Consider the following 24111-nt stretch of genomic DNA (forward strand, 5'->3'; position numbering starts at 1 on the left):
TCCGAACCGTTCCCCGTCCGCAATGCCGAGGAGCCTCCCTGTGAGCGCGAGCAGCCCGGCTGCCGTCATCGTCCTTGCCGCGGGTGAGGGCACCCGCATGAAGTCCCGTACCTCCAAAGTCCTGCACGAGCTGTGCGGGCGGAGCATGCTCGGCCACGTGCTGGCCGCCGCCCGCGAGCTCGACCCCGGACGCCTGATCGTCGTGGTCGGCCATCGCCGCGAACAGGTCGCCGCCCATCTCGCCGAGCACGTTCCGGCCGCCGAACCCGTCGTCCAGGAGCGGCAGGGCGGTACCGGCCACGCCGTCCGCACGGTCCTCGACCAGGTCGGCGCGCTGACCGGCACGGTCGTGGTCACCAACGGCGACCACCCGCTGCTGCGCGGCGAGACGCTCGCCGAGCTGGTCCGCACGCACGAGACCGAGGGCAACGCCGTCACGGTCCTCACCACCGACATCCCCGACCCCACCGGCTACGGCCGGCTGGTCCGGGGCGCGGACGGCAGCGCCGCCGCGATCGTCGAGCACAAGGACGCCACGCCCGAACAGCGCGCGATCACCGAGATCAACGTCGGCATGTACGTCTTCGACGGCGCGCTGCTGGCCGGTGCGCTCAAGCGGGTGACCACCGACAACGCCGGCGGCGAGGAGTACCTCACCGACGTGGTCGCGATCCTGCGCGGCGACGGCCACCGGGCCGGCGCGTTCAAGGCGGCCGACTGGGTGGAGACCCAGGGCGTCAACGACCGGGTCCAGCTCGCCCAGGCCCGCCGCCAGCTCAACGACCGGATCCTGGAGGCGCACATGCGCGCCGGGGTGACGATCGTCGATCCGCTCAGCACCTGGATCGACGTCGAGGTCACCGCCGAGCCCGACGTCGTGATCCACCCGGGCACCCAGCTGCACGGCCGCACGCACCTGGCCGAAGGCGCCGAGGTGGGCCCGCACAGCACGCTGACCGACACGCTGGTGGGCGCCGACGCGGTCGTCGCCAACACCGTGTGCGTCGAGGCCGAGATCGGCCCGGAGGCGACGGTGGGCCCGTACGCCTACCTGCGCCCCGGCACCCGGCTGGCCCGCAAGGCCAAGGCCGGCGCCTACGTCGAGATGAAGAACGCCGTGGTGGGTGAGGGCTCCAAGGTTCCTCATCTCACCTATGTCGGCGACGCCGAGATCGGCGAGGGCTCCAACATCGGAGCGTCCTGCGTCTTCGTCAATTACGACGGCGTCCAGAAGCACCGCAGCGTGGTCGGCGATCACGTCAAGGTCGGCAGCGACAGCATGATCGTCGCACCGGTCACCATCGGCGACGGCGCCTACACGGCGGCCGGGTCGGTGATCGTCAAGGACGTGCCGCCGGGCGCGATGGCGGTCGCCCGGGGTCGGCAGCGCAATGTCGAGGGGTGGGTCGAACGCAGCCGCGCGGGTACGCCCGCGGCGGAGGCCGCTCGCCGGGCCAGGGAGGGCTCGGAGAGTGAACAGTTCCGTTGAGGGGGAGTTGTCAGAGGTGAGTGGGATCATCACGAGCGGTCAGAAGAAACTGATGCTCTTCGCCGGCCGGGCACACCCCGACCTGGCGAAGGAGATCGCGAAGAACATCGGGACGGAACTCGTACCCACCGCGGCCTACGACTTCGCGAACGGTGAGACGTTCGTGCGGTTCCTGGAGTCGGTGCGCGGTTCCGATGCGTTCGTGATCCAGAGCCACACCGCTCCGATCAATCAGTGGATCATGGAGCAGCTGATCATGTGCGATGCGCTCAAGCGCGCGTCCGCACAGCGCATCACCGTGGTGGCGCCGTTCTTCGGCTACGCCCGCCAGGACAAGAAGCACCGCGGCCGGGAGCCGATCTCCGCCCGGCTGGTCGCCGACCTGTTCAAGACCGCGGGCGCCGACCGGCTGATCACCGTCGACCTGCACACCGCGCAGATCCAGGGTTTCTTCGACGGGCCGGTCGACCACCTGTTCGCGCTGGACCTGCTGGCCGACCACGTCGAGCAGCGGCTCGACACCTCGCAGGTGACCGTGGTCGCCCCGGACGCCGGCCGGGTCCGGGTGGCCGAGCGGTGGACCGACCGGCTGGGCTGCCCGCTGGCGATCATCCACAAGCGGCGCGACCCCGAGGTGGCCAACGAGGTCAAGATGTTCGAGGTCGTCGGTGACGTCGCGGGCCGGACCTGCGTCATCGTCGACGACATGATCGACACCGGTGGCACGATCGTGAAGGCCGCCGACGCGCTGTTCGAGCAGGGCGCCACGAAGGTCGTGGCCACCGCCACCCACGGCGTGCTGTCGGGGCCCGCGGTGGACCGGTTGAAGAACTCCCGGATCTCCGAGGTGATCCTCACCAACACGCTGCCGATCGCCGAGGACAAGCAGTTCGACAAGCTGACGGTCCTCTCCATCGCCCCGCTGATCGGGCGAGCGATCAGCGAGGTCTTCAGTGACGGCTCGGTGACGAGCCTGTTCGGCGGGCAGTCCTGATCGGGGCCTGATCGGGGTGTGAATCGCCCCCTGGTGGCGTAGCGGCACGCGCTCATCGGCTAAACTCTGGAGACCGCGTGCGCACCGTGCTGTGCTGTGCGGCCCCGACCCCGGGGTCCGCACGCCGCCGGAGAGCGCTGACGATCTTCGAGGCGCCCGGCGCATCGAGTATCACCTGAGCACCATCCTGTGCAACGACGAGGAGTTTCCGCCGTGTCCGAGGTACGCATTGCCGCCGAGCCGCGCACCGAGTTCGGTAAGGGTGCCGCCCGGCGCACCCGCCGGGCCGGCAAGGTGCCCGCCGTCCTCTACGGTCACGGCACCGACCCGCAGCACATCTCGCTGCCCGGCCATGACCTCATGCTCGCGCTCAAGACGCCCAACGTCCTGCTCCGGGTCGAGGGGCTGTCCGACGGTGCCGAGCTGGCCCTGCCCAAGGACGTGCAGCGCGACCCGATCAAGGGTTTCCTGGAGCACGTCGACCTGCTGCTGGTCAAGCGCGGCGAGAAGGTCACCGTTGAGGTCCCGGTCCAGGTGACCGGCGATGTCGCGGCGGGCGGCCGGCTGGAGCAGCAGCTGATCCAGATCGCGGTCGAGGCCGAGGCCACGCACCTGCCGCAGGCCGTCGAGGTCGACATCACCGGCCTGGCGATCGGCGACTCGGTGCAGGCCGGTGGCCTCAAGCTGCCGCGCGGTGCCACGCTGGTCGCGGACGAGGAGGCGCTGGTGCTCCAGATCCTCGACGCGACGGTGAGCACGGAGCCGGCCGCCGAAGCCGAGGAGGCCGCGGCCGAGGAGCCGGCCGCCGAGGCCACCGAGTAGGGAACGACCTTCGTCCGGCCCCCGTACACCGCCCGTACGGGGGCCGCGGCATATCCAGAGAGGCGGTGGCCGGTGGACACGGACGCGTGGCTGGTGGTGGGCCTGGGCAACCCGGGGCCCGCCTATGCGGGGAACCGGCACAACGCCGGGTTCATGGTGCTCGACGCGCTGGCCGCCCGGGCCGGCGGCAGGTTCAAGGCCCATCGCTCCCGGGCCGAGGTGGTCGAGGGGCGGCTGGCGGGGCACCGGGTGGTGCTGGCCAAGCCGCGGACGTACATGAACGAGTCGGGCGGTCCGGTGGCCGGGCTGCGCGGGTTCTACAAGGTGCCCGCCGAACGGACGATCGTGGTCCACGACGAGCTCGACATTCCCTACGGTGCGATCCGGCTGAAGCAGGGCGGTGGCGACAATGGCCACAATGGTCTGCGTTCCATCACCCGGTCGCTGGGCGACAAGAACTACCTTCGCGTGCGGTTCGGAGTGGGCCGCCCGCCCGGCCGGATGGATCCGGCCGCATTCGTGCTTCGCGACTTCTCCCCGGCGGAGCGCAAGGAACTCGAACTGTTCGTCGACCAGGCCGGGGACGCCGTGGAGGACGTTCTGTCAACGGGGCTGGCCGCGGCGCAGAACGTCCATCACGCTCGGTGACGTTACGCGATGTCCGCTATCGGTCGATAGATTTTCCTCTCGTCTCGGTCCTCTACCGGCAGTGACTCTGGTAACCCTAGGATTCGCCCTGTTGGGGTCGCTTTTAACAAGCACGTGAACCTATGGGGGACTTCAGGCGTCTTGCATGCGTCTGGAGTGTGGTTCGGGTGGGGCGTAGGGGTTGTGAGGGCCAATGGCTGTTGTTGACAGCATGCAGACCGTACCCATGCCTGAGGTCGTCCAACGGCGCAGTCAGGGAGCGTCGTGGACCGGCTGGTATCTGCGCTGGGCTGTGGGGCTGGACTTTCTGAGCATGCTGCTGGGCGGCCTGCTCGCCTACGTGCTGCGCTTCCAGACCTCCTCCGGCACCTCGAACTGGCCCTACATCTCCTTCACGGCGGCCCTGCCGGTGCTGTGGATCGTCACCCTGGCGCTGCGCCGGGCCTACGAGCCGCGGCTGATCGGCGTCGGCTCCGAGGAGTTCCGCACGGTCCTGCAGGCGGGCTTCGTGCTGACCGCCGCCGTGGCGATCGTGGCGTACGCCACCAAGACCGACGTGGCCCGGGGCTACGTGATCATGGCCCTGCCGTTCGCCACCGCCCTCAACCTGCTGACGCGCTACCAGCTGCGCAAGTGGCTGCACCGCCGGCGCTGGAAGGGCGAGTGCATGCGCCGGGTGGTCGCGGTCGGCCACCGGTCGGCCACCGCCGACCTGGTCCGGCTGCTGCGCGAGAAGCGGTACCACGGGATGGAGGTGGTGGGGGTCTGCCTGCCGCCCGCCCTGTTCACCGGCGACGACGCGGTCGGCAAGGTGGAGGGGGCCCGGGTGCTGGGCGACTTCTCCCGGGTGGCCGAGGTCGTCCACGCCCTCCAGGCCGACTCGGTCGCCGTCCTGGCCTGTCCCGAGATGGACGGTGTCGCGCTGCGCCGGCTGGCCTGGCAGCTGGAGCGGGACAGCGTCGAGCTGCTGGTGGCGCCCGCGCTGATGGACGTGGCCGGCCCGCGCATCTCGATCCGGCCGGTCTCCGGGCTCTCGCTGCTGCACCTGGAGCACCCCGAGCTGAGCGGTGGCCGCCGGCTGCTGAAGACCCTGTTCGACCGGCTGGGCGCGCTGGCCCTGCTGACGATCTTCTCCCCGGTGATCCTGATGATCACGCTGGCGATCAGGCTGACCAGCTCCGGGCCGGCCTTCTTCCGGCAGACCCGGGTGGGCCGCGGCGGCACCGAGTTCACGCTCTTCAAGTTCCGCACCATGGTGGTCGACGCCGAAGCGCGCAAGGCCGAGCTGCTGGCCAGCAACGAGCACGACGGCGAAGTACTGTTCAAGATCAAGAAGGACCCTCGGATCACCCGGGTCGGCGGCTGGCTGCGCCGCCGCTCCCTCGACGAGCTGCCGCAGCTGATCAACGTGCTGCGGGGCGAGATGTCGCTGGTCGGGCCGCGCCCGCCGCTGCCCGAAGAGGTGGCCCAGTACGCCCACGACGTGCGGCGCCGCCTCGTCGTCCAGCCGGGCATGACCGGGCTGTGGCAGGTGAGCGGCCGATCCGACCTGTCCTGGGAGGAATCCGTGCGGCTCGATCTGCGCTATGTGGAGAACTGGTCCCTCACCCTGGACCTCCAGATCATGTGGAAGACCTGGTCGGCGGTGTTCCGGGGTTCGGGCGCGTACTGAGACCGGTCCTCGCCGGGGCGGCCCGGTGCGCAAGAATGAACATGCCTGTCAACCATGGGGAGAATCCGAACGATGCCGCAGCACCCTGGGCCGGACGACCACGCGCTCGCCGCCGAACTGGCCGAGGAGGCCGGGCGGCTGCTGCTGGCCCTGCGCGCGGAGCGCGGTTTCACCGACGGACGCGCCCTCAAGGACGCCGGTGACCGCAGCTCGCACGACCACCTGACCGCCGCGCTGGCCCGGCACCGCCCCGGCGACGCGGTGCTCTCCGAGGAGGGCAAGGACGACCCGGCCCGGCTGGCCGCCGACCGGGTGTGGATCGTCGACCCGCTCGACGGCACCCGCGAGTACGGCGAGGAGGGCCGCACCGACTGGGCCGTGCACGTCGCGCTCTGGGAGAAGGGCGCGCTGGCCGCCGGCGCGGTCGCCCTGCCCGCCCAAGGCCGCACGCTGCACACCGTCCCCGGCGGGGCCCGGGTCGGGGACGCCCCGCTGGCCGTGGGCGAGCCGGCCCCCGGCAGGCTGCGGATCGCGGTGAGCCGGTCTCGGCCACCGGCGTTCGTCCAGCGGCTCGCCGACCACCTCGACACCGAGGTCGAGCTGGTGCCCATCGGCTCGGCCGGCGGCAAGATCTCCGCGGTGCTGCTGGGCGAGGTCGACGCCTACGTGCACGCGGGCGGCCAGTACGAGTGGGATTCGGCCGCCCCGGTCGCGGTGGCGCTGGCCGCCGGCGCGCACGTGTCCCGCATCGACGGGTCCGCCCCCGAGTACAACCGCGAAGACCCCTGGCTGCCGGATATCCTCGTCTGTACCCCTGAGCCGGCATCAATGTTGCTCGCCGGAATCCGCCATGTCGGCCTCGACGGCTGACCAAGCGCGCACAGAAAGCCCGATCATGCAGCGCAGTGACTACCTGCTGTCCCAGCTCGACGTCCTCGAGGCCGAGTCCATCCACATCATCCGTGAGGTGGCGGCCGAGTTCGAGCGGCCGGTGCTGCTCTTCTCGGGCGGCAAGGACAGCATCGTCATGCTCCGCCTCGCCGAGAAGGCGTTCTGGCCGGCGCCCATCCCATTCCCGGTCATGCACGTCGACACCGGCCACAACTTCGACGAGGTGATCGAGTACCGCGACCGGCGGGTGGCGGAACTCGGCGTGCGGCTGGTCGTGGCGTCCGTCCAGGACTCGATCGACCAGGGCCGGGTGGTGGAGGAGACCGGGCGGCGGGCCAGCCGCAACCGGCTGCAGACCACCACGCTGCTGGACGCGATCGAGGAGCACGGGTTCACCGCGGCGTTCGGCGGGGCCCGGCGCGACGAGGAGAAGGCGCGGGCCAAGGAGCGGGTGGTCTCCTTCCGCGACGACTTCGGCCAGTGGGACCCCAAGAACCAGCGGCCCGAGCTGTGGAACCTCTACAACACCAAGATCCGGCTCGGCGAGCACGTCCGGGTGTTCCCGCTGTCCAACTGGACCGAGCTGGACATCTGGGACTACATCCAGCGCGAGGAACTGGAGATCCCGCCGATCTACTTCGCGCACACCCGCCGGGTGTTCGAGCGCGACGGCATGCTGCTGGCCGACAGCCCGTACGCCAACCGGGGCGACGACGAGCCGGCCTTCGAGGCGACCGTGCGCTACCGCACCGTCGGCGACGCGAGCTGCACCGGAGCGGTCAAGTCCACGGCGGCCACCCTCGACGCGGTGATCGAGGAGATCAAGGCGACCCGGATCACCGAGCGCGGCCAGACCCGCGCCGACGACCGCGCCAGCGAGGCCGCGATGGAAGACCGCAAGAAGGAGGGGTACTTCTGATGCGGTGGCCGGAGTTTCGGAGATCAAAGCACTGTGCTCGCAGCACCGAGCGCGGCCAGACCCGCGCCGACGACCGCGCCAGCGAGGCCGCGATGGAAGACCGCAAGAAGGAAGGGTACTTCTGATGCGGTGGCCAGCGCCGCGGAGACCAAGGTGCCGCGCCGGCGAGGCCACGACGGGGGACCGCACGAAGGAAGGGCATTTCTGATGGACATCCTCCGGTTCGCCACCGCGGGCTCGGTCGACGACGGCAAGTCCACCCTGATCGGGCGGCTGCTGTACGACTCCAAGTCGATCTTCGAGGACCAGTTGGAGGCGGTCGAGCGCACCAGCGCCGACCGGGGCGAGGAGCACACCAACCTGGCCCTGCTCACCGACGGCCTGCGCGCCGAGCGCGAGCAGGGCATCACGATCGACGTCGCCTACCGGTACTTCGCCACCCCGCGGCGCAAGTTCATCATCGCCGACACCCCCGGGCACATCCAGTACACCCGGAACATGGTCACCGGCGCCTCCACCGCCGACCTGGCCATCATCCTGGTCGACGCGCGCAAGGGCATCCAGGAGCAGTCCCGGCGGCACGCGTTCCTGACGACGCTGCTGCGGGTGCCGCACCTGGTCGTCGCGATCAACAAGATGGACCTGGTCGACTACGAGCAGGGCGTCTACGAACGCATCCAGGACGAGTTCACCGCGTTCGCCTCCAAGCTGGAGATCGGCGACCTCACGTTCATCCCGATCTCGGCGCTGCACGGCGACAACGTGGTCGAACGGTCGGTCAACATGCCGTGGTACGAGGGGCCGTCGCTGCTGCACCACCTGGAGCACGTGCACATCGCCTCCGACCGCAACCTGATCGACGTGCGGTTCCCGGTGCAGTACGTGATCAGGCCGCACAAGTCGACCGACCCCGAACTGCACGACTACCGCGGCTACGCCGGCCAGGTCGCCGGCGGGGTGCTCAAGCCCGGTGACGAGGTCGTGCACCTGCCGTCCGGGCTGACCACGCGGATCACCCACATCGACGGCCCGAACGGCCCGGTCCCCGAGGCGTTCTCGCCGATGTCGGTGACGCTCCGGCTGGCCGACGAGATCGACATCTCCCGGGGCGACATGATCGCCCGGCCGAACAACCGGCCCGAGGTCGCCCAGGACCTGGAGGCGATGGTCTGCTGGATGACCGACGAGCGCCGGCTGTCGCCGCGCATGAAGCTGGTGATCAAGCACACCACCCGGACCGCGCGGACCATGGTCAAGAACCTGCAGTACCGGCTCGACGTCAACACCCTGCACCGGGACGAGGAGGCCGCCTCGCTCGGCCTGAACGAGATCGGCCGCGTCGGCCTGCGGGTGACCCAGCCGCTGTTCGTCGACGACTACTCGCGCAACCGGCTCACCGGCGGATTCGTCCTCATCGACGAGGCCACCAACGGTACGGTCGGCGCAGGCATGATCATCGGAGCCAAGTAGAAAGAGCGGTGGTCGTGGGCACTCCCAGGCCGGACAAGGCGCGTGTCCTGTTCATCGGCGGCCTCGGCCGCAGCGGCTCGACCCTGCTGGAGCGGCTGCTCGGCGAGCTTCCCGGGGTCTGCGGCCTGGGCGAGGTCGTCCACCTGTGGCAGTGGGGGCTGGTGGACGGCGAGCGCTGCGGCTGCAACGCGTTCTTCCACGACTGCCCGTTCTGGCAGGAGGTGGGCGAGCGCGCCTACGGGGGTTGGGGCTCCTTCGACGCCCAGGCGCTGCTGCGGCTGAAGGAGTCGATCGACCGGACCCGGTTCGTGCCCACGCTCGCCCGGCAGAAGCTCCGCCCCGAGGTCCGGGCCCGGGTCGCCGAGTACGGCGAGATCTACCGCAAGCTGTACGAGGCGGTCCGGGAGGTGAGCGGCTGCGACGTGCTCGTGGACTCCAGCAAGCACACCTCGCTGGCCTACTGCCTGCGCTGGTGCGAGGACATCGACCTGCGGGCCCTGCACATCGTCCGTGACTCCCGGGCGGTCGCGCACTCCTGGTCGAAGAAGGTGCGCCGGCCCGACGCGGTGGCCGGGTCCACCGAGGGCGAGTTCATGGCCCGGTGGTCACCGGCGAAGACCGCGGTGCACTGGAGCGCGCAGAACCTCGGCTTCGACTACCTCGGCCGGACCGGGGTGCCGACGATGCGGGTGCGGTACGAGGACTTCGTCCGCGCGCCGGCCGACACGCTGCGGGCCGTGGCCGAGTTCGCCGGGCTGGGCGGCGACGTGGCGCTGCCGTTCGTCGGCGAGAACACCGTCGAGCTCAGCCCCAACCACCAGGTTGCCGGCAACCCGATGCGGTTCCGCACCGGCCCCGTCGAACTGCGCGTGGACGGGGCGTGGCGGGACGGCATGACCGGCGCCCGCCGCGGCCTGGTCACCGGGATGACGCTGCCGATGCTGCGCCGCTACGGCTACCTGGGCGACACCGACCGGGACTGAGCGGCCTTTCCGGGGGCGGCCCCGGGTTTTCGCCGGGCCGCTCCCGGCCGGCCGTGTCCTCCGGCGGGCCGGTGCCCTGAGGCGGATCGGCCGCTCTGGCCGGCCGATCCGCGTCAGATGCTGCGTCCGCGGCGGTGCAGGCGGCCCAGGACGGCGTCCGCGGGGACTCCGGCCAGTACGGCCAGGGCCAGGTAGGCGCGCGCCTCGGCGGGCCGGGCCCGGACGGTCCGGGCGGCCCACCGCAACGCCGCGCGGCGGCGCCGCCGCGCGGCCTCGGCGAACGCGATCTGCCCGGCGATCCGGGCGAGGCCCCGGGGCTCCAGCCGGAACTCGGGGTACCGCTCCAGCAGCCAGGTCAGCGCGTGCGCCATCGTCTCCCACTTGCGCATGAAGTACGACTGGCGGTGCCACAGCACCCGGACGTGCACCCCGGGGACGTTCCGGATGACGTTCCGCTGCGCCATGCGCAGCAGGAACTCGTAGTCCTCACCGAAGCTGCCGGGCACCTCCTCGTCGAACACCCCCAGCTCGGCCGAGACGGCCTCGCGCCGGATCAGGTAGGTCGAGGTGTGCAACTCGGCGAGCCGGGAGCGGAGCAGGTCGTTGAGGACGATCCGGGGCGCGGCGGCACGGTCGACGGTGTGGTCGTCGTAGGCGATCTGGATCCCGCAGCACACCAGCTCGGTGTCGGGGTGCTCGTGCAGCACCCGCACCTGGGCGCGGAGCTTGCCCGGCAGCCACAGGTCGTCGTCGTCGCAGAACGCGATCAGGTCGCCGTCCGCGGCGAAGGCGCCGCTGTTGCGGGCGCCCGCGGCGCCCTGGGTGCGGGTGTTGGACAGCACCGACACCCGCCGCCCGGGGGCGGTGCGGACGAGGGACTCGTCGGGCTCGACGTTGTCGTGCACCACCAGGCAGTGCACGTCCCCCGGGTAGTCCTGCTCCAGGATGGACTCGATCGTGGCCCGCAGCAGCTCGGCCCGGCTGATCGTGGGGATCACCACCGTGACCGAGGGCCAGTGCGCGGGCTCGGTCGAGGCCGCCGGTTCGGGGTCGGCCGGAGCGGGCCGCCGCCGGGCGACGAGCGCGTCGATCAGGACGCCGGCGCGCCGGACGGCGGCCGGCGCGGGGGCGTCGCCGTCCACCGCGGGCAGCCGGTACTCCTCCGGCGCGGCGAGCGCGGCGTCCAGGTGCTTGCGCAGCTCCTCCTCGGTGTCGCAGGCGGCGATCAGCCCCTCGGCGGCCAGCCGCCGGACGAACCGCTGCTGGTGCCCGTCGACGTGCTCGCCAAGCCCCGGATCCCGGGCGACGACGATGGGCAGGTGCCCGGTGCGGCGCGCCTCGGTGATCGTGGCGGGCCCGCCGTGCGAGACGATGGCCACCGCCTCGGCCATGGCCCGGCCCAGCTCGTCGTGGTCGAGGTAGTCGCGCCCCTCGGCGTGCTCGGGCGGCGGGGTGGCCCCGTGCTGGATGAGGCAGCGGACCCGGTCCGGGCCGACGTCCGCGGCCCACCGGTCCGCCCACTGGACCAGCCGGGCGAAGTGATGGAAGTCGGTCCCGACGGAGACCAGGACGAGCGGGCGTTCCTCGGCGTTCACAGCAGGTTCCCCACGACGATGGCCTTCGGATAGCACTTGAGCTGCTCCTCCCACTGCACGAGGAACAGCGAGGTGAGCGGCTGGCACAGTCGCCCGGTGAGGGTGGCCGAGTCGATCCGGTCGTACACCTCGATGTAGACCGTCGGGATGCGCCGCAGCCGGGCGAAGACGAAGAAGGGGAACGCGACGGCGGCGCCCGTGGATACCACCACGTCCGGCCGCTCCCGGCGCAGCAGCCGCCAGGCGAGCCGGGTGTTGCGCACCAGGTTGGGCAGGTTGCGGGTGGTCGGGTGGGCGGCCCACTCGACCCGCTCGTCGGCGAGCAGGGAGAGCGCGTCGGGGGTGTCGAACATCACCCACAACCGCTCGCGGTCGCGCCACCAGGGCTCCAGCGCCAGCAGCTGGGACAGGTGGCCGCCGCTGGACCCCACCAGGAGGACCCGGGAGGCGCTCATGCTCGCCCCTCCCCGTTCTCGGCGCGGGCCGGGGTGGGCGGCTGCGCCGCCGGCCCGGGGGGCGCGGACGTCCGGTCGAACGCGGTACAGGCGATCATCACCACTCCCATGATCACAAAGCCGTACAGGAATCCCGGGGGCACATCGGTCACCCGGTGCCGTGCTCCCTTCGGGAGGACGGACGCGTCAGGTCGCAACGGCGGCCGCCTTACCTCGGCGCACTCCGCGCAGCGCGTCGAGCCGGAGCGCGGTACGGCGGTTCCGGCAGCCGAGCGCGAACACCGCACCGCCCAGCACCGCCGCCCCGACGAGCTGGACGAGGCCGGAGCCGAACGCCAGGCGCACGCCAAGGGGCAGCAGCCCGAAGCTCAGCGCGGCCAGCGCCATCGCGGTGAGCGTCCCGCGGCCGAACGGGTGCAGCCGCAGCGCCAGCCAGATCTGTGCCAGCGGCAGCAGGTTGTTGGCGAGCACGGCGGCTCCGGCGGCCAGGGCCGCGCCGAGCAGGTCCAGCCGCGGGATCAGCAGCAGGCCCAGCCCGACCTGGACGGCCAGCGACAGCAGGATGTTGGCCAGGTTCCAGGTGGTCCTGCCCGCCATGATCAGCACGGTGCTGACCATGCCGCAGCCGCTCGCGACGACCATGGTGAGCATCATGATGAGCACGACCGGCGCCCCGTCCGCGTAATCCTCGCCGAAGATCCGCAGCACGTACGGCGCGAACACGGCGATCAGCAGGTACATGGGCCAGGTGATCAGCACCAGCCATGCCGTGGCGGTCTGGTAGAGGGCGTTGGCGGACCTGCGGTCGTCGTGCGCCAGGACCTCGGCCAGCTGGGGCTGGACCGCCTGCGAGATCGCCTGGTTGCCGAGCTGGCCCACCACCCGGAACCGGGTGCCGGCCGTGTAGATGGCGGCGGCGACCGCGCCGCCCAGCGCGGCGACCAGCACGATGTCCAGCCGCTGCAACGCCTGCTGGGCGATCGACGCGACCCCTCGGACCGCGCTGAACCGCCAGAACTCCCCGGCCGGGGGGACGGCGGTCCGCGGGACGGCCAGACCCCGGACCAGCGACCGCAGCCACAGCGCCGCCAGCACGGCCGTGACCAGGTAGGGCGCCGCCCAGGCGAACGCCAGCCCCTCCCGGAAGCCGATCACCGCGATGATCGCCACGGCGCCGAACTGGATCAGCGGCCGCCAGATGTTCTCGATCAGTACCGTCGGCCGCATCGCCCGGAAGCCCTGGGTGGCGGCGAGGGCGGTGTCCGACAGCGCCGCCAGGGGCAGGAAGACCGCCAGCGTCCGCAGCAGCACGGTGAAGTCACCGGCGTGGTCCTCGGCCAGCAGCCCGGCCAGGGCGGGAGCGGACACCAGCAGCGCCCCGGTCAGCAGCAGCGACACCACCATGACCGGGGTGAGCGCCACCCGGATGCACCCCGCGATCAGCTCGGGCGTTCCCAGCGACCTGAACCGGGCGATGAAGTACACCAGGCCGGTCTGGGTGCCGAGCTTGGCGACCATCGCGGCGAGCACGAAGACCGAGGTGGCGGCGAAGAACACCCCGGCGTCGGCCTGGGTGAACCCGCGCGCGACCGCGGCGATCACCAGGAACTGGGTGATCGCCGAGATCGCGGCGCCGATGGCGCTGAGCGTGCCGCCGCGGGCCAGGGCCCGGAGGTCGGCCCGCCCGCCCGGTCGTTGCGTCTCCGTCATCGGCGCCAGGAGGGGGGCTTGCCCAGCCAGGTGGCGAGCCGCTCGTCGAAGGGCTGGAAGTGCGCGTCGAGCTCGGCCCGCACCGAGTCGGGCATCGGTGACCTGGGCCGGGCGTTGTGCCGGTCGAACTGCGGGTACTCGGCCCGCGGCAGGCCCAGGAACTCCAGCACGCCGTCGTAGATCGGCTCGGGGGTCTCGAAGAAGTCGTGGCTGTCGACGACCAGGACGCGCTCCCGGCCGAACAGCCGCTCCAGCCGCTCCAACTGCTCGGCGTAGCGGCCCCGGGCCCGGTAGGCGTGGTGCTGCATGCTGAAGCTGAGGTAGGCCGGGTCGGCGACCATGCGCTCGGCCTCACCGCGCAGCCGCTCCTCCTCCAACTCCAGCGCCCGCTCGAACGGCTCGGTCTCGAAGTCCCGGGCGAGCTCGTGGGCGTGCGCGGAGTAGGCGCGCTCCACCGGGTCGCGGACCAGCGCGATCAGCTTGACGTCCGGCAGGTCCCGGGCGATCCGCTCCGCCGACAGCGGGTGGAACATGTAGTACGGGCTCGACTCGAAGGTCATCGCGGGGACGCCGAGCCTGTCCTCCACCCGCCGGGCGGCTGCCTTGAGCGGGAAGTGCCCCCGGTACCAGGCCATGTCCCGGTCGTAGGCGAGGTCGAAGTAGTGGACCCCCTTGTCCAGCACCCCGCGCAGGATCGCCGGGTGCTGCCGGAGCGCCTTGAACAGCGAGGTGGTCCCGCACCGCTGCGCACCGACGATCAGGAAGTCCGGAGTCATCCGGGCGCTGTGGGTCATCCGCCCCATCGAGCGCAGCCCGCGCCGGGCAGGCTCCTTGATCCAGTGCGGGATCGGTTTCGAATCCGACAGGGCCACCGTGGTCAGCCTTTCAGGGAGGTCGAGGCGAGCCGTGCCACCTCGGCGTCGATGACGGGGATCAGCCAGCCGCCGGGCGCGCCGAGCAGCGCCCCCGCGTCGGCCTGCCGGTCGGCGAGGTACCGGACCGACAGCTCCAGGAAGTACAGGAGCGCGGTGCGGCGGGCCGGCTCCGCGGCCGTCCCGAACGGTGCGAGCAGTTCCCCCGCCCGCTCGGCGCATCCGGCCGCCATGCCCCGGGCACGCTCGTGGATGCCTTCGGCGGGCAGCCCCGCCACCCGGCTCTGCAGGTGGTAGTGGAAGGCGTCGAAGCCGAGCGGGACCCCGGTGGCGAAGCGCTCCCAGTCCCACACGGGCACGCCGTCGGCGAGGTTCGCCAGGTTCCACGGGCTGAAGTCGCCGTGCCAGGCGCCGAAGCGCAGTTCCTCGCCGCCCGCGTGCGCGCCGATCGCGTCGGCCGCCGCGCGCAGGGCGGTGGTCTCGGGGCCGTCGTCGAGCCCGGCCAGCCGCTTGTTCAGGTCGGCCCAGTAGGCGCTGCCGGCCAGCGGTGCGCGGTGCTCGCCCGCCGCCGTGGCGATCTCCCGCAGCACCGTGCCGAGCCGTTCCTCGCTCATCGGCCGCCGCGGCTCCCAGACCGGCAGCGCGGACGACACCAGCACCTCCAGCCCGCGCCACTCGCCGTGGTGCAGCACCTCGGGCGGGCGCACGGTGCGCAGCGGAGCCGCGCCCAGCGCGGTGAGCGCGTCGCGCTCGGCCCGGACCAGCCGGCGGGTCAGCGGGTCCACGCCCACCTTGACGAACCCGACCATCTCGCCGGCGGGCGTGAGGACCTGGAGGACCGGCTTGCGGTTCGCCCGCCGGGCCGGCCGGACGTAGAGGCCGACCAGCACGTCGCCGAGCACCGAGCGCAGGTACCGGTCGATGCCGTCCGGCTCCGCCGGGCCGCCCTCGGGGACGGTCACGTGCACGCGGTCGCGGAGCACCAGCGGGCCCAGGCCGCTGCGCAGCAGCCCGGCGAGCACCCTGGTGCGCAGGGCCGCGACGCCCGAGCTGTTCTCGCCGTAGCCGCGGACGGCCGTGGCGGCGGCCCGGCGGGCGTGCCCGGGCACCAGGATCCGCGGCTGCCGAGCCCCGGGGACCAGGATGAACTCGGCGGTGACCTGTCCGGACCGCGGGCCGTCCATGGAGAACTCGGCGGGCGACGGCCACAGCAGCTCGCCGACCTCGCGCAGGTAGTCGAGCCGCAGTTCGGCTTCGGACGTCATGACACCGCCTTGTGCTGGGGGGCGGGCGGGAGCGCCGCGCCGAACCGGGCCGCCCGCCTGGCCTGGTCGTTGCGCCAGAGCAGGCCGAGGGTGACGAAGTAGAGGGCCAGCGGTGTCACCAGATGGTCGTAGATGAGCATGGTGAACAGCGCCAGGCACAGCACCAGGAGCCCCGCCGAGCCGATGGGCGTGTTGTCTCTTCGGTAGCGCCACAGGGCGTTGAGGAAGAACGCCAGGTAGAAGAACGCCCCGACGTACCCCTGCGAGATGATCACGAGCCAGAGCTGCCCGTCCGCGCCCAGCGGCGGGTGGCCGCATTCCGGGCAGCCGCCGGTCTTGCCCGTGACGCTGGAGTTCTGGCTGCCGATGGCCCACCGGGTGCCGCCGTAGCCCAGTACCGGGGACCCCCAGGCGACCTCCATCGTCTTGTTGCGGTTCCAGGCCCGGCCGCTGTCGCTGTGCGGGTTGGCGAGCCGGTCGTCAACGATCTGCTTCAGCGGGGACGATATGAAGAACACCGTCCCGACCAGCAGGATCGCGCTCATCCCCGCCAGCGCCCAGACCCGGCCGCGCATGGCCATCCGGATCGCCCCGAACAGCACCGCGAAGCCCAGCGCCGCCCACAGCCCGCGGTTGAGGGAGTAGACGACGGGGATCGCGGCCAGGGAGAGGAAGACCCCCATGGACAGCCGCCGGCCCGGCCCGCCGTAGGTCCACCAGCCGATGACGAACCAGATGAGCAGGATCGACAGGTTGTTGCCCCAGGCGTTCGCCCATTCGAACGGCGCCTCGGGCCGGGGGGAGCGGAAGCCCAGGAACCATTCGATCTGCGCGGCCGTGGGGTGCACCAGGTTCAGCACGTAGGAATCGTTCGCCAGCGCGGCCGGCAGCACGTACTCGAGCGGCGCCTTGAACTCGAAGTCGGGGACGTAGGTGCCGAGCAGCCCGCCCGCGACCGTCGTCAGGAAGAAGATCCCGAGCATGCGCACCAGCCGCAGCCGGGGCAGTTCCTTCTCGGTCAGGTTGCCGATGTAGAGCAGCAGGATGGTGATCGACAGGTACTGCACCAGCCGCAGCCCGGAGGAGATCATCCGACCCATGCCGAACTGCCCGTAGGTGCCCGGCGGGTCAACGGTGATCATGCTGAGGCTGAAAACGCACCACAGCAGGAAGAGCAGCCACAGCCCGAAGCCCGCGGGCAGCCTGATCGGCCAGCGCCGGACCAGCCCCCACGCCATCGGGATCGCGATGATGGTGAAGCTGAAGATGCCCAGCCCCAGAGCCCACCAGATCGGGTACCCCACCAGGAGCGCGGCGACCGGCCAGGCCGGCGGCAGATGCACCCGGGGGATGTAGTGCTGCCGGCGCCGGCCCAGCCGCCTGGCCCGGCGCTCCGGCACCGGATCCGGCCAGCCGGCCGGATCCGGTGTTTCGGTCAGGGTGCTCACGGGCTAGCTGCCCGTGCCCGCCGTGGGCTTCCCGGCCGACGAGCGCGGCGGGCGCTCGTTCTGGGACGGTTCGGCGCTCTTGGTGGATCGTGCCTTCGCCTTCGGGGCCGCGGCCGAGGGGGACGGCGACTCGTCGGAGTGCTTGCCGCCCCCGGGCTCCACCGCGGCGCCCTGCTCCTGGACGACGACCGCGCCCAGGACGGCGACGCGCATCCGGTCCAGCCGGGACACCGACTCGTTGATCTCCACATCGCGGGCCCGCGGCGCCTCGATCACGATGACCGACGCGTCGGCGACCTCGGCGAGCGCCTGGGCGTCGGCGCTGACGCTCGCGGAAGGGGCCTCGATGACGATGTACTTGACGCCCTTGCGCAGCTCGGCCACGAGGTTGGTCATCGCGGCGGTCTGCAGCCGCTCGGAGGCGAGCTCGTCGGCGAAGCCGGGCGGGATGACCCGCAGCCGGTCGAGCTCCGCGGGGCGCTGCACCACTTCGCGCACGGTCTTGCTGCGCAGCAGCAGCTCGGCGAGGCCGGGCCCGTTGGGGATGCCCAGCAGCCGGGCGCTGACCGAGGAGTGCAGGTTGGCGCAGATGAGCGCCACACCGGACTCGGTGCGGGCCAGCGCCGCCGCCAGGTTGGCGGCGACCACGGCCCCGCCGCGCCCCGGCGACGCCCCGGTCACCAGGATGACGTGGTTCCCGGCGCCGAGGGTGGCGTCGATCGTGTGCCCCAGCTCGTGGAACGCCTGCCCGGCGCGGCTGCGGGCGGGCAGCAGCCCGAGCCAGGCCTTCTTCTTGCTCTGGTCGCGCCCGGCGACGTCGATCAGGTCCAGCAGCACGGGCAGGTCGACCAGCCGCTCGACGTCGGCGGCGCTGCGCACCCGGCGGTCGAGCCGGTCCCGGAACATGCCGCCGGTGAGGCCGGCCAGCAGGCCGAGGACCAGGCCGCTGCCGAGCAGCAGCGGGATGTTCGGCGAGCTGGCGCGCTGCGGCACCGACGCGCTGCTGATCACGCGGCCCGGCAGCACGGTCAGGCTCTGCAGCGAGTCCTGCCGCGACTGGAAGTCGGTGAGCTGCCGGTTCATCAGGTTGAGCTGCGCGGCCAGGTAGTTGCGCCGGGCTCCGGCGCGGGTCTGCCGGCCGAGGTTCGCGATGCCCTGCTGCAGCTTGGTGTTGAGGTTCTTGATCTGCTCGCTCAGCCGGTTGATCTGGCTGGCCAGGTTCTCCTCGGCGACCTGCTTGCGGTGGTTGAGGTAGCCCTCGGCCAGCGCCTGCGCGCCCGCCGCGGCGTCCCGCGGGTTGGAACCCGCGAAACTGACCACGAGGATCGTGGAGTTCGGCGGAACGGTGACCGAGACCTTCTGGCGCAGCTGCTCGGCCCGCATCCCGGGCAGCCGCCGCTGCCGGTCGAGGAGTTCCCGCGCCTTGAGGGCGACCGCCACCGACTGCATGATCTGCGCCTCGGTGTCGAGGTTGAGACCCTGCCGGATCTGGGAGTTGGAGTTGGGGGAATCCTGGATTCCGGTGGGGGTGACGTGCACCGACGCCTGGGAGGTGTAGGTCTTCGGTGCCACGATCACGTAGAGCCCGGCGAGGAAGAGCCCCGCCAGCGCGCCGCTGAGCACGACTCGCCATCGTCTGCGGAGCACCGCCCCGTAGTCGACGACCTCACTGGTCCCCGATGGACCCAACGTATCCATGCAGATAGCCTCTTCTCGCCCGCCGTGCCGGGGGTCAGCAGTGGACTCGTCCCGCGTGAAACCGGTCGGCTCTTCCCCCGGGTGGTCATATCCGGATCGGGGGGCATGCCGGACCCGGAGATGAGCACCCTATGTGATGACGACGCGCGGACCTTCCGTTTGGATTACCCGGAACCGCGGGATTTCAGTGCAACTCGGTGGGGTGGTCACAGCTCGGTCACGGATACCGGTTCCCGGTAGACCGCCAGCAAGCGGCTGTGTCAGTACTACTTAGGCTCGTCTCCGCACGGCGGACACGGCACACCCCTGATCTCGATCTCACGTTCCGGATCCCCGCCACCCATCGGTGAAATGTGGCCTGGAGGTACCAGTAGTGTCTCGGATTCCCCCCCGCACGGCGACGGTCGCCCTTGCGGCGGGCGCGCTGTGCGCGAGCCTGACGGGGGTCGTGTCGGCCCAGCCCGCGCAGGTCGCGGCCGCACAGCCCGTCAACCACGACCGGCTGGTCGGCGAGGTGCCGGCAGGGTCGACCCCCCACGTCCTCGAAGGCTCCTGGGTCAAGGCCATCGCCCAGGTCGGCAACAAGATCATCATCGGGGGCAAGTTCACCAAGGTGGGGCAGAGCGGGACGCAGTACGCCCGCACCAACCTCTTCGCCATCGACGCGAACACCAGGAAGGTCGACCCCAACTTCGCACCGCAGGTCAGCGGCGAGGTTCTGACGGTGGCGGCCAGCCCTGACGGCCACGTCCTCGTCGGCGGCTGGTTCGGCTCGATCAACGGCCAGGGCCCCGCGTCGCTGCAGAAGCTGAACATCAACACCGGCAAGCAGGTCACCACGTTCAAGGCCTCGCCCAACAACGCCGTCTACGACATCAAGGTGGTGGGCAGCCGGGCCTTCGTGGGCGGCCGGTTCACGAAGATCAACGGGCAGACGCGGAACGCGCTGGCCTCGGTCAACGCGACGAACGGCACCGTCCAGGCGTACACCAACGTGCCGTTCACCGGTGTGCACAACCACGGCTCGACGCACATCTACAAGCTGGCGGCCTCGCCCGACGGCTCCAAGCTGGTGGCGATCGGCAACTTCAACGCGGTGGCCGGGCAGACCCGCCGGCAGGTCGCGATGCTCGACCTGGGCGCGAGCGCCGCCGCGCTGCGGACCGAGTGGAACACCTCCCAGTACTCCGCCGCCTGCTCCTCGTCGGCGTTCGACTTCTACGTGCGCGACGTCGACTTCTCGCCCAACGGCTCGTTCTTCGCGATCGTCACCACGGGCGGCCCCTACGGCACCCGGAACCTCTGCGACTCGACCGCCCGCTGGGAGACCGGCGCGACCGGCACCGACCTCAGCCCGAGCTGGGTCGCCTGGACCGGCGGCGACACGCTGCACTCCGTCGCGGTGAGCTCCACGGCCGTCTACATCGGCGGGCACCAGCGGTGGGCCAACAACCCCGAAGGCCGGGACAGCTCTCGGCAGGGCGCGGTGACGCGCGTCGGCCTCGGCGCGCTCGACCCGGAGAACGGCATGCCGTACTCCTGGAACCCGGGCCGCGACCCGAAGGGGATCGGCGCGTTCGAGCTCACCCTCACCCCCACGGGCCTGTACGTCGGCAGTGACACCGACTTCTTCGGGCCGCAGGAGCACTACCGCGCCAAGCTGGGCTTCTTCCAGCTCAACGCCGGCAAGGTGCCGCCGCCCAACACCACCGCGCAGCTTCCCGGCAAGGTGTACGTCGCCAAGACGGACGGCAGCCTGGTCTCCCGCGTCTTCGACGGCACGACGGCCGGCCCCGACGTGCCGGCGGCGGCCAACGGCTGGGACGAGGTGCGCGGCTCGACGCTGATCGACGGCAACCTCTGGTACGCCAAGGCCGACGGCAACTTCTACCGGCGCGCCTTCAACGGGGTCGCCTTCGGCGCCGAAGAACTGGTCGACCCGTACACCATCCCGACGTGGGACGCCGTCCACCCGACGTGGAAGGGCACCAAGCCGACCTTCTACGGCACGACCGCGGCCACGCTGACGAGCATGTTCTACGCCCAGGGCCGGCTGTACTACACGCGGTCGGGCTCCTCGTCGCTGTACTACCGCTACTTCACCCCGGAGAGCGGCGTGCTCGGCGCCCAGGAGTTCAACGCCAGTAACGGCATGAGCTGGTCCAACACCGGCGGCATGTTCGTCTCCGGCGGCAAGCTCTACTTCGTGGTCTCCGACGGCAGCCTGCGGCGGGTCGACTTCACGGGCGGCCTGCCGACCGGGACGCCCACCACGGTGAGCGGCCCCGGCACCGACGGCAAGGACTGGCGCGGGCGCGCCCTCTTCCTCGCCAAGCCCTGACGGGACGTCTCCTTGGTATTGCTCAACCGCACCGGCCGAAGCCCGGGACCTCGTACGGTCCCGGGCTTCCGGCCTGTATACGCCCTGGTGGCGCTCGGTCTAGCGCTGATCACAGGCTGTTCTCAGGCGTCGTCGGTCAAGGGTCCGGTGCTGGACCTCCCGGCGGCGCCGGGGGTCAGCGTCTCGCCCACCGTGAAGTGCACGGTCTCGAAGATCCTGGTGCCCGCGTGCGGCACCTGGTTCGGCGCGGCCCCCCGGGTGGGGGCGCCGATGCGTCCCGACCGCGGCCTCGCCGACTTCGAGCGGACGGTCGGCCGCCGGATGGACATCATGCATGTCTACGCGCGGGACGGCGAGCTGTTCCCCAACGCCTGGCAGATCGCGGTGGCCCGGGACCGCCGGCGGCCCCGCATGCTCCTGGTCAACTGGAAGCCGGACACCGGGCGTAGCTGGGCCCAGGTCGCGGCCGGCGACCCGGTCATCAACGCCCGGATCGACCGGCTGTCACGGCACATCAAGCGGTACTTCGACCAGCGCTTCTTCCTGACGATCCACCACGAGCCGGAGGAGGAGGTGCGGCCCCAGCGCGGCTCCGGCTACACCGCGGCGGACTACCGGGCGATGTACCGGTACGTCGTGCAGCGGCTACGGCACAACGGCCTTGACAAGGTCGTCACCGTCATGAACTACCAGGGCTGGCCCAGGTACGGCGTGCAGCCCTGGTTCAAGGACCTGTACCCCGGTGACGACGTGGTGGACTGGCTGGCCTTCAGCCCCTTCGTCTTCGGCAAGGCCATCGCCTTCGCGGACCTGATGAACTACCGCGAGCCCCAGTATCCGGGTTGGCCGGGCTTCTACACCTGGACCGCGCAGAACATGCCGGACAAGCCGCTCATGGTCGCCGAGTGGGGCGTGTTCGAGCGCCGCAAGGAACCCGGCCACAAGCCGTGGTTCTACGGATGGGTCGGCCGGCAGATCGAGGACTTCCCCCGGATCAAGGCGATGGTCTACTTCGACGGCGCCGACGTGGTCGGTGGTGACTCGCGGGTGGACTCCAACCCCGGATCGCTGGAGGCGTTCCGGATCCTGGCCCAGCTGCCCCACTTCAACGCCACGCGGGTGCCGCGGCGCTAACTCCGGAAACCCAGGAAACCCAGGAAAGAGGTCAGGTGAGGAAGCGCCGTCGGGGCGTGCTCGCGTTGCTGCTGACGTTCTCGCTCGCGTCGTCCCTGGCGGCGTGTTTCGGGGGTGACGACGGCCCACCGCGCCGGCCCAACATCGTGCTACTGCTCACCGACGACCAGGACGCGGCCTCGATCGCGTACATGCCCCGGCTGAAGCGGCTGCTGACCGACCGGGGCGTGTCGCTGTCGCGCTACTACATCAGCACCGCCAGCTGCTGTCCCTCCCGGGCCACCCTGCTGCGCGGCCAGTACGCGCACAACACCAAGGTGCTGACCAACGCGCCGCCCAACGGCGGGTACGCGGTCTACCACCGGCGGGGGCTGGAGCAGTCGAACCTCGGTACCTGGCTGCGCGGGGCGGGGTACCGGACCGGGTTCTTCGGCAAGTACCTCAACGGTTACCCGTGGGGCATCGTGCCCAACACCCACGTCCCGCCGGGGTGGGACACCTGGGTGAGCCCGGTGGGAGGCAACCCGTACGAGCAGTACTACTACACGCTCAACGAGGACGGCCGGCTGCGCCGGTTCGGGCGGGCGCCGGAGGACTACCTGACCGACGTGCTGGCTGACCGGGTCGACGGCTTCCTCGCCAAGGACGACGACCGCCCCTTCTTCGCCTACCTGCCGGTCTACAACCCGCACAGCCCGGCGACGCCGGCGCCGCGGCACCGCGGGATGTTCGCCGACGTGACACTGCCCCGGCCGCCGTCGTTCGGGAAGCCCGGCACGGGTAAGCCGCAGGAACTCCGCCGGCTCCCGCCGCTCACCGCCCGGGAGGAGACCGCCTGGGCCGAGGAGTACCGCAAGCGGCTCCGCTCGCTCCAGTCGGTCGACGAACTGATCGGCAAGCTGATCGACCGGCTGGAGTCCACCGACAAGCTGGCCGACACCTACGTCATCTTCGCCTCCGACAACGGCTACCACCTGGGGCAGCACCGGCTGGGGCCGGGCAAGGACACCCCGTACGAGGAGGACGTGCGCGTCCCCTTCATCGTGCGGGGCCCCGGGGTGCCGGCGGGGAAGACCGTCGCCGGCATCGCCGGGAACGTCGACATCGCCCCCACGCTGGCCGTGCTGGCCGGGGTGTCGCCACCGGGATACGTCGACGGGCGCTCGCTGGTCCCCCTCCTCCGGGGGAGCGTGCCGGCGGATTGGCGCGGGGCGTACCTGCTCGAACACGGCCCGGCCCCGAAGGACGCCGGAGGGAACCAGGCCGACCGGACGCTGGAGGCCCCCGAGCCCTACCGCCCGGGCTGGGGTCCGAAGACCCGAACCTCCCTTTATCTGCCGCCTTACCAGGCGATTCGCACGGCGACCCATCTCTATGTGGAGTACGCCACCGGTGAGCGCGAGCTCTACGACACGGTGAATGATCCCTACCAGCAGCGCAATATCGCCGATACGGATCCGGTGGCGCAGCGCCTGGCGGAGCAACTGCACCGGCTCAAGGACTGCGCCGGGCAGAACTGCAGAATGGCCGACCGTTAATAACCTATTTACCGTTACAACAGTGGTCAAAAATGCATTCTCTGGCCGAAGTGCAAGGTGGGCTGTATAGTCCAACGCCATGAACCGGCCACCTCAGCGACAGGGACCGTACGGCGTGCGGCCGCCCAGAGGGGCCGGGTTCCGGCTCCGGAAGCGGTGGATGCTCG

20 protein-coding genes are annotated in these 24111 nt (G+C 71.2%); 12 read left to right on the forward strand and 8 right to left on the reverse strand.

Going from position 1 to position 24111, the window contains the following annotated elements; translation table 11 throughout:
• The first annotated feature begins 40 nt into the window (after positions 1–40).
• The 9 genes from glmU to DPM19_RS15210 all read left to right on the forward strand — a co-directional run bounded on the left by glmU (position 41) and on the right by DPM19_RS15210 (position 9888).
• Positions 41–1489, forward strand: coding sequence for a bifunctional UDP-N-acetylglucosamine diphosphorylase/glucosamine-1-phosphate N-acetyltransferase GlmU (gene glmU / locus DPM19_RS15170; protein ID WP_111867902.1), 1449 nt, complete (start codon positions 41–43; stop codon positions 1487–1489).
• Positions 1490–1505: 16 nt separating this feature from the next.
• Positions 1506–2483 (forward strand): ribose-phosphate diphosphokinase, encoded by a 978-nt coding sequence (locus DPM19_RS15175; RefSeq protein ID WP_111867905.1) that lies wholly within the window; start codon positions 1506–1508, stop codon positions 2481–2483.
• A 213-nt stretch (positions 2484–2696) separates the two neighbouring features.
• A complete protein-coding gene (locus DPM19_RS15180; RefSeq protein WP_111867907.1) occupies positions 2697–3305 on the forward strand; it encodes a 50S ribosomal protein L25/general stress protein Ctc in 609 nt (202 codons plus the stop codon).
• Between the two features lie 72 nt (positions 3306–3377).
• On the forward strand, positions 3378–3953 hold the full coding sequence (pth, locus tag DPM19_RS15185; protein ID WP_111867909.1) for an aminoacyl-tRNA hydrolase: 576 nt from the start codon (positions 3378–3380) through the stop codon (positions 3951–3953).
• A gap of 226 nt (positions 3954–4179) precedes the next feature.
• The gene (locus DPM19_RS15190; RefSeq protein ID WP_233510169.1) at positions 4180–5625 is read left to right on the forward strand and encodes a sugar transferase; all 1446 of its coding nucleotides are present in this window, start codon (positions 4180–4182) and stop codon (positions 5623–5625) included.
• Between the two features lie 72 nt (positions 5626–5697).
• Complete coding sequence (locus DPM19_RS15195) at positions 5698–6495, forward strand: inositol monophosphatase family protein (protein ID WP_111867914.1); 798 nt, start codon at positions 5698–5700, stop codon at positions 6493–6495.
• Between the two features lie 25 nt (positions 6496–6520).
• Positions 6521–7435, forward strand: coding sequence for a sulfate adenylyltransferase subunit CysD (gene cysD, locus DPM19_RS15200; protein ID WP_111867917.1), 915 nt, complete (start codon positions 6521–6523; stop codon positions 7433–7435).
• A 207-nt stretch (positions 7436–7642) separates the two neighbouring features.
• The gene (locus tag DPM19_RS15205) at positions 7643–8905 is read left to right on the forward strand and encodes a sulfate adenylyltransferase subunit 1 (RefSeq protein ID WP_111867920.1); all 1263 of its coding nucleotides are present in this window, start codon (positions 7643–7645) and stop codon (positions 8903–8905) included.
• Positions 8906–8952: 47 nt separating this feature from the next.
• On the forward strand, positions 8953–9888 hold the full coding sequence (locus DPM19_RS15210) for a sulfotransferase family protein (RefSeq protein ID WP_111868410.1): 936 nt from the start codon (positions 8953–8955) through the stop codon (positions 9886–9888).
• Positions 9889–10001: 113 nt separating this feature from the next.
• Here the strand turns inward: DPM19_RS15210 and DPM19_RS15215 are convergent, their stop codons facing one another.
• The 8 genes from DPM19_RS15215 to DPM19_RS15245 are packed head-to-tail and all read right to left on the reverse strand — an operon-like array spanning position 10002 to position 18931.
• Positions 10002–11483: a glycosyltransferase gene (locus DPM19_RS15215; protein WP_233510171.1), complete on the reverse strand. Its 1482-nt coding sequence runs from the start codon at positions 11481–11483 to the stop codon at positions 10002–10004.
• Entirely contained in the window at positions 11480–11938 is a 459-nt protein-coding gene (gene pssD / locus DPM19_RS15220) for a PssD/Cps14F family polysaccharide biosynthesis glycosyltransferase (protein ID WP_111867925.1), read from the reverse strand. The genes DPM19_RS15215 and pssD overlap by 4 nt, the downstream gene beginning before the upstream one ends.
• A complete protein-coding gene (locus DPM19_RS35270; protein ID WP_158566796.1) occupies positions 11935–12090 on the reverse strand; it encodes a hypothetical protein in 156 nt (51 codons plus the stop codon). The genes pssD and DPM19_RS35270 overlap by 4 nt, the downstream gene beginning before the upstream one ends.
• 34 nt (positions 12091–12124) lie before the next feature.
• Entirely contained in the window at positions 12125–13648 is a 1524-nt protein-coding gene (locus DPM19_RS15225; RefSeq protein ID WP_111867928.1) for a lipopolysaccharide biosynthesis protein, read from the reverse strand.
• Positions 13645–14520 (reverse strand): sulfotransferase, encoded by an 876-nt coding sequence (locus DPM19_RS15230; protein WP_233510173.1) that lies wholly within the window; start codon positions 14518–14520, stop codon positions 13645–13647. The genes DPM19_RS15225 and DPM19_RS15230 overlap by 4 nt, the downstream gene beginning before the upstream one ends.
• Before the next feature lie 5 nt (positions 14521–14525).
• Positions 14526–15785: a phosphotransferase gene (locus DPM19_RS15235; RefSeq protein ID WP_111867930.1), complete on the reverse strand. Its 1260-nt coding sequence runs from the start codon at positions 15783–15785 to the stop codon at positions 14526–14528.
• A complete protein-coding gene (locus DPM19_RS15240) occupies positions 15782–17233 on the reverse strand; it encodes a hypothetical protein (protein ID WP_233510174.1) in 1452 nt (483 codons plus the stop codon). The genes DPM19_RS15235 and DPM19_RS15240 overlap by 4 nt, the downstream gene beginning before the upstream one ends.
• Before the next feature lie 3 nt (positions 17234–17236).
• Complete coding sequence (locus DPM19_RS15245) at positions 17237–18931, reverse strand: Wzz/FepE/Etk N-terminal domain-containing protein (protein ID WP_111867932.1); 1695 nt, start codon at positions 18929–18931, stop codon at positions 17237–17239.
• A 373-nt stretch (positions 18932–19304) separates the two neighbouring features.
• On the opposite strand from DPM19_RS15245, the gene DPM19_RS15250 reads away from it, so the two are divergent.
• The 3 genes from DPM19_RS15250 (at position 19305) to DPM19_RS15260 (ending at position 23944) form a co-directional block, all read left to right on the forward strand.
• Positions 19305–21272: a hypothetical protein gene (locus DPM19_RS15250; RefSeq protein ID WP_146778879.1), complete on the forward strand. Its 1968-nt coding sequence runs from the start codon at positions 19305–19307 to the stop codon at positions 21270–21272.
• Between the two features lie 147 nt (positions 21273–21419).
• Positions 21420–22406, forward strand: coding sequence for a glycoside hydrolase family 26 protein (locus tag DPM19_RS15255; protein WP_146778880.1), 987 nt, complete (start codon positions 21420–21422; stop codon positions 22404–22406).
• A 35-nt stretch (positions 22407–22441) separates the two neighbouring features.
• Complete coding sequence (locus tag DPM19_RS15260) at positions 22442–23944, forward strand: sulfatase family protein (RefSeq protein ID WP_111867941.1); 1503 nt, start codon at positions 22442–22444, stop codon at positions 23942–23944.
• The last annotated feature ends 167 nt before the right edge of the window (positions 23945–24111 follow it).

This window comes from Actinomadura craniellae, assembly GCF_003289645.1.
GTDB lineage: Bacteria > Actinomycetota > Actinomycetes > Streptosporangiales > Streptosporangiaceae > Actinomadura_D > Actinomadura_D craniellae.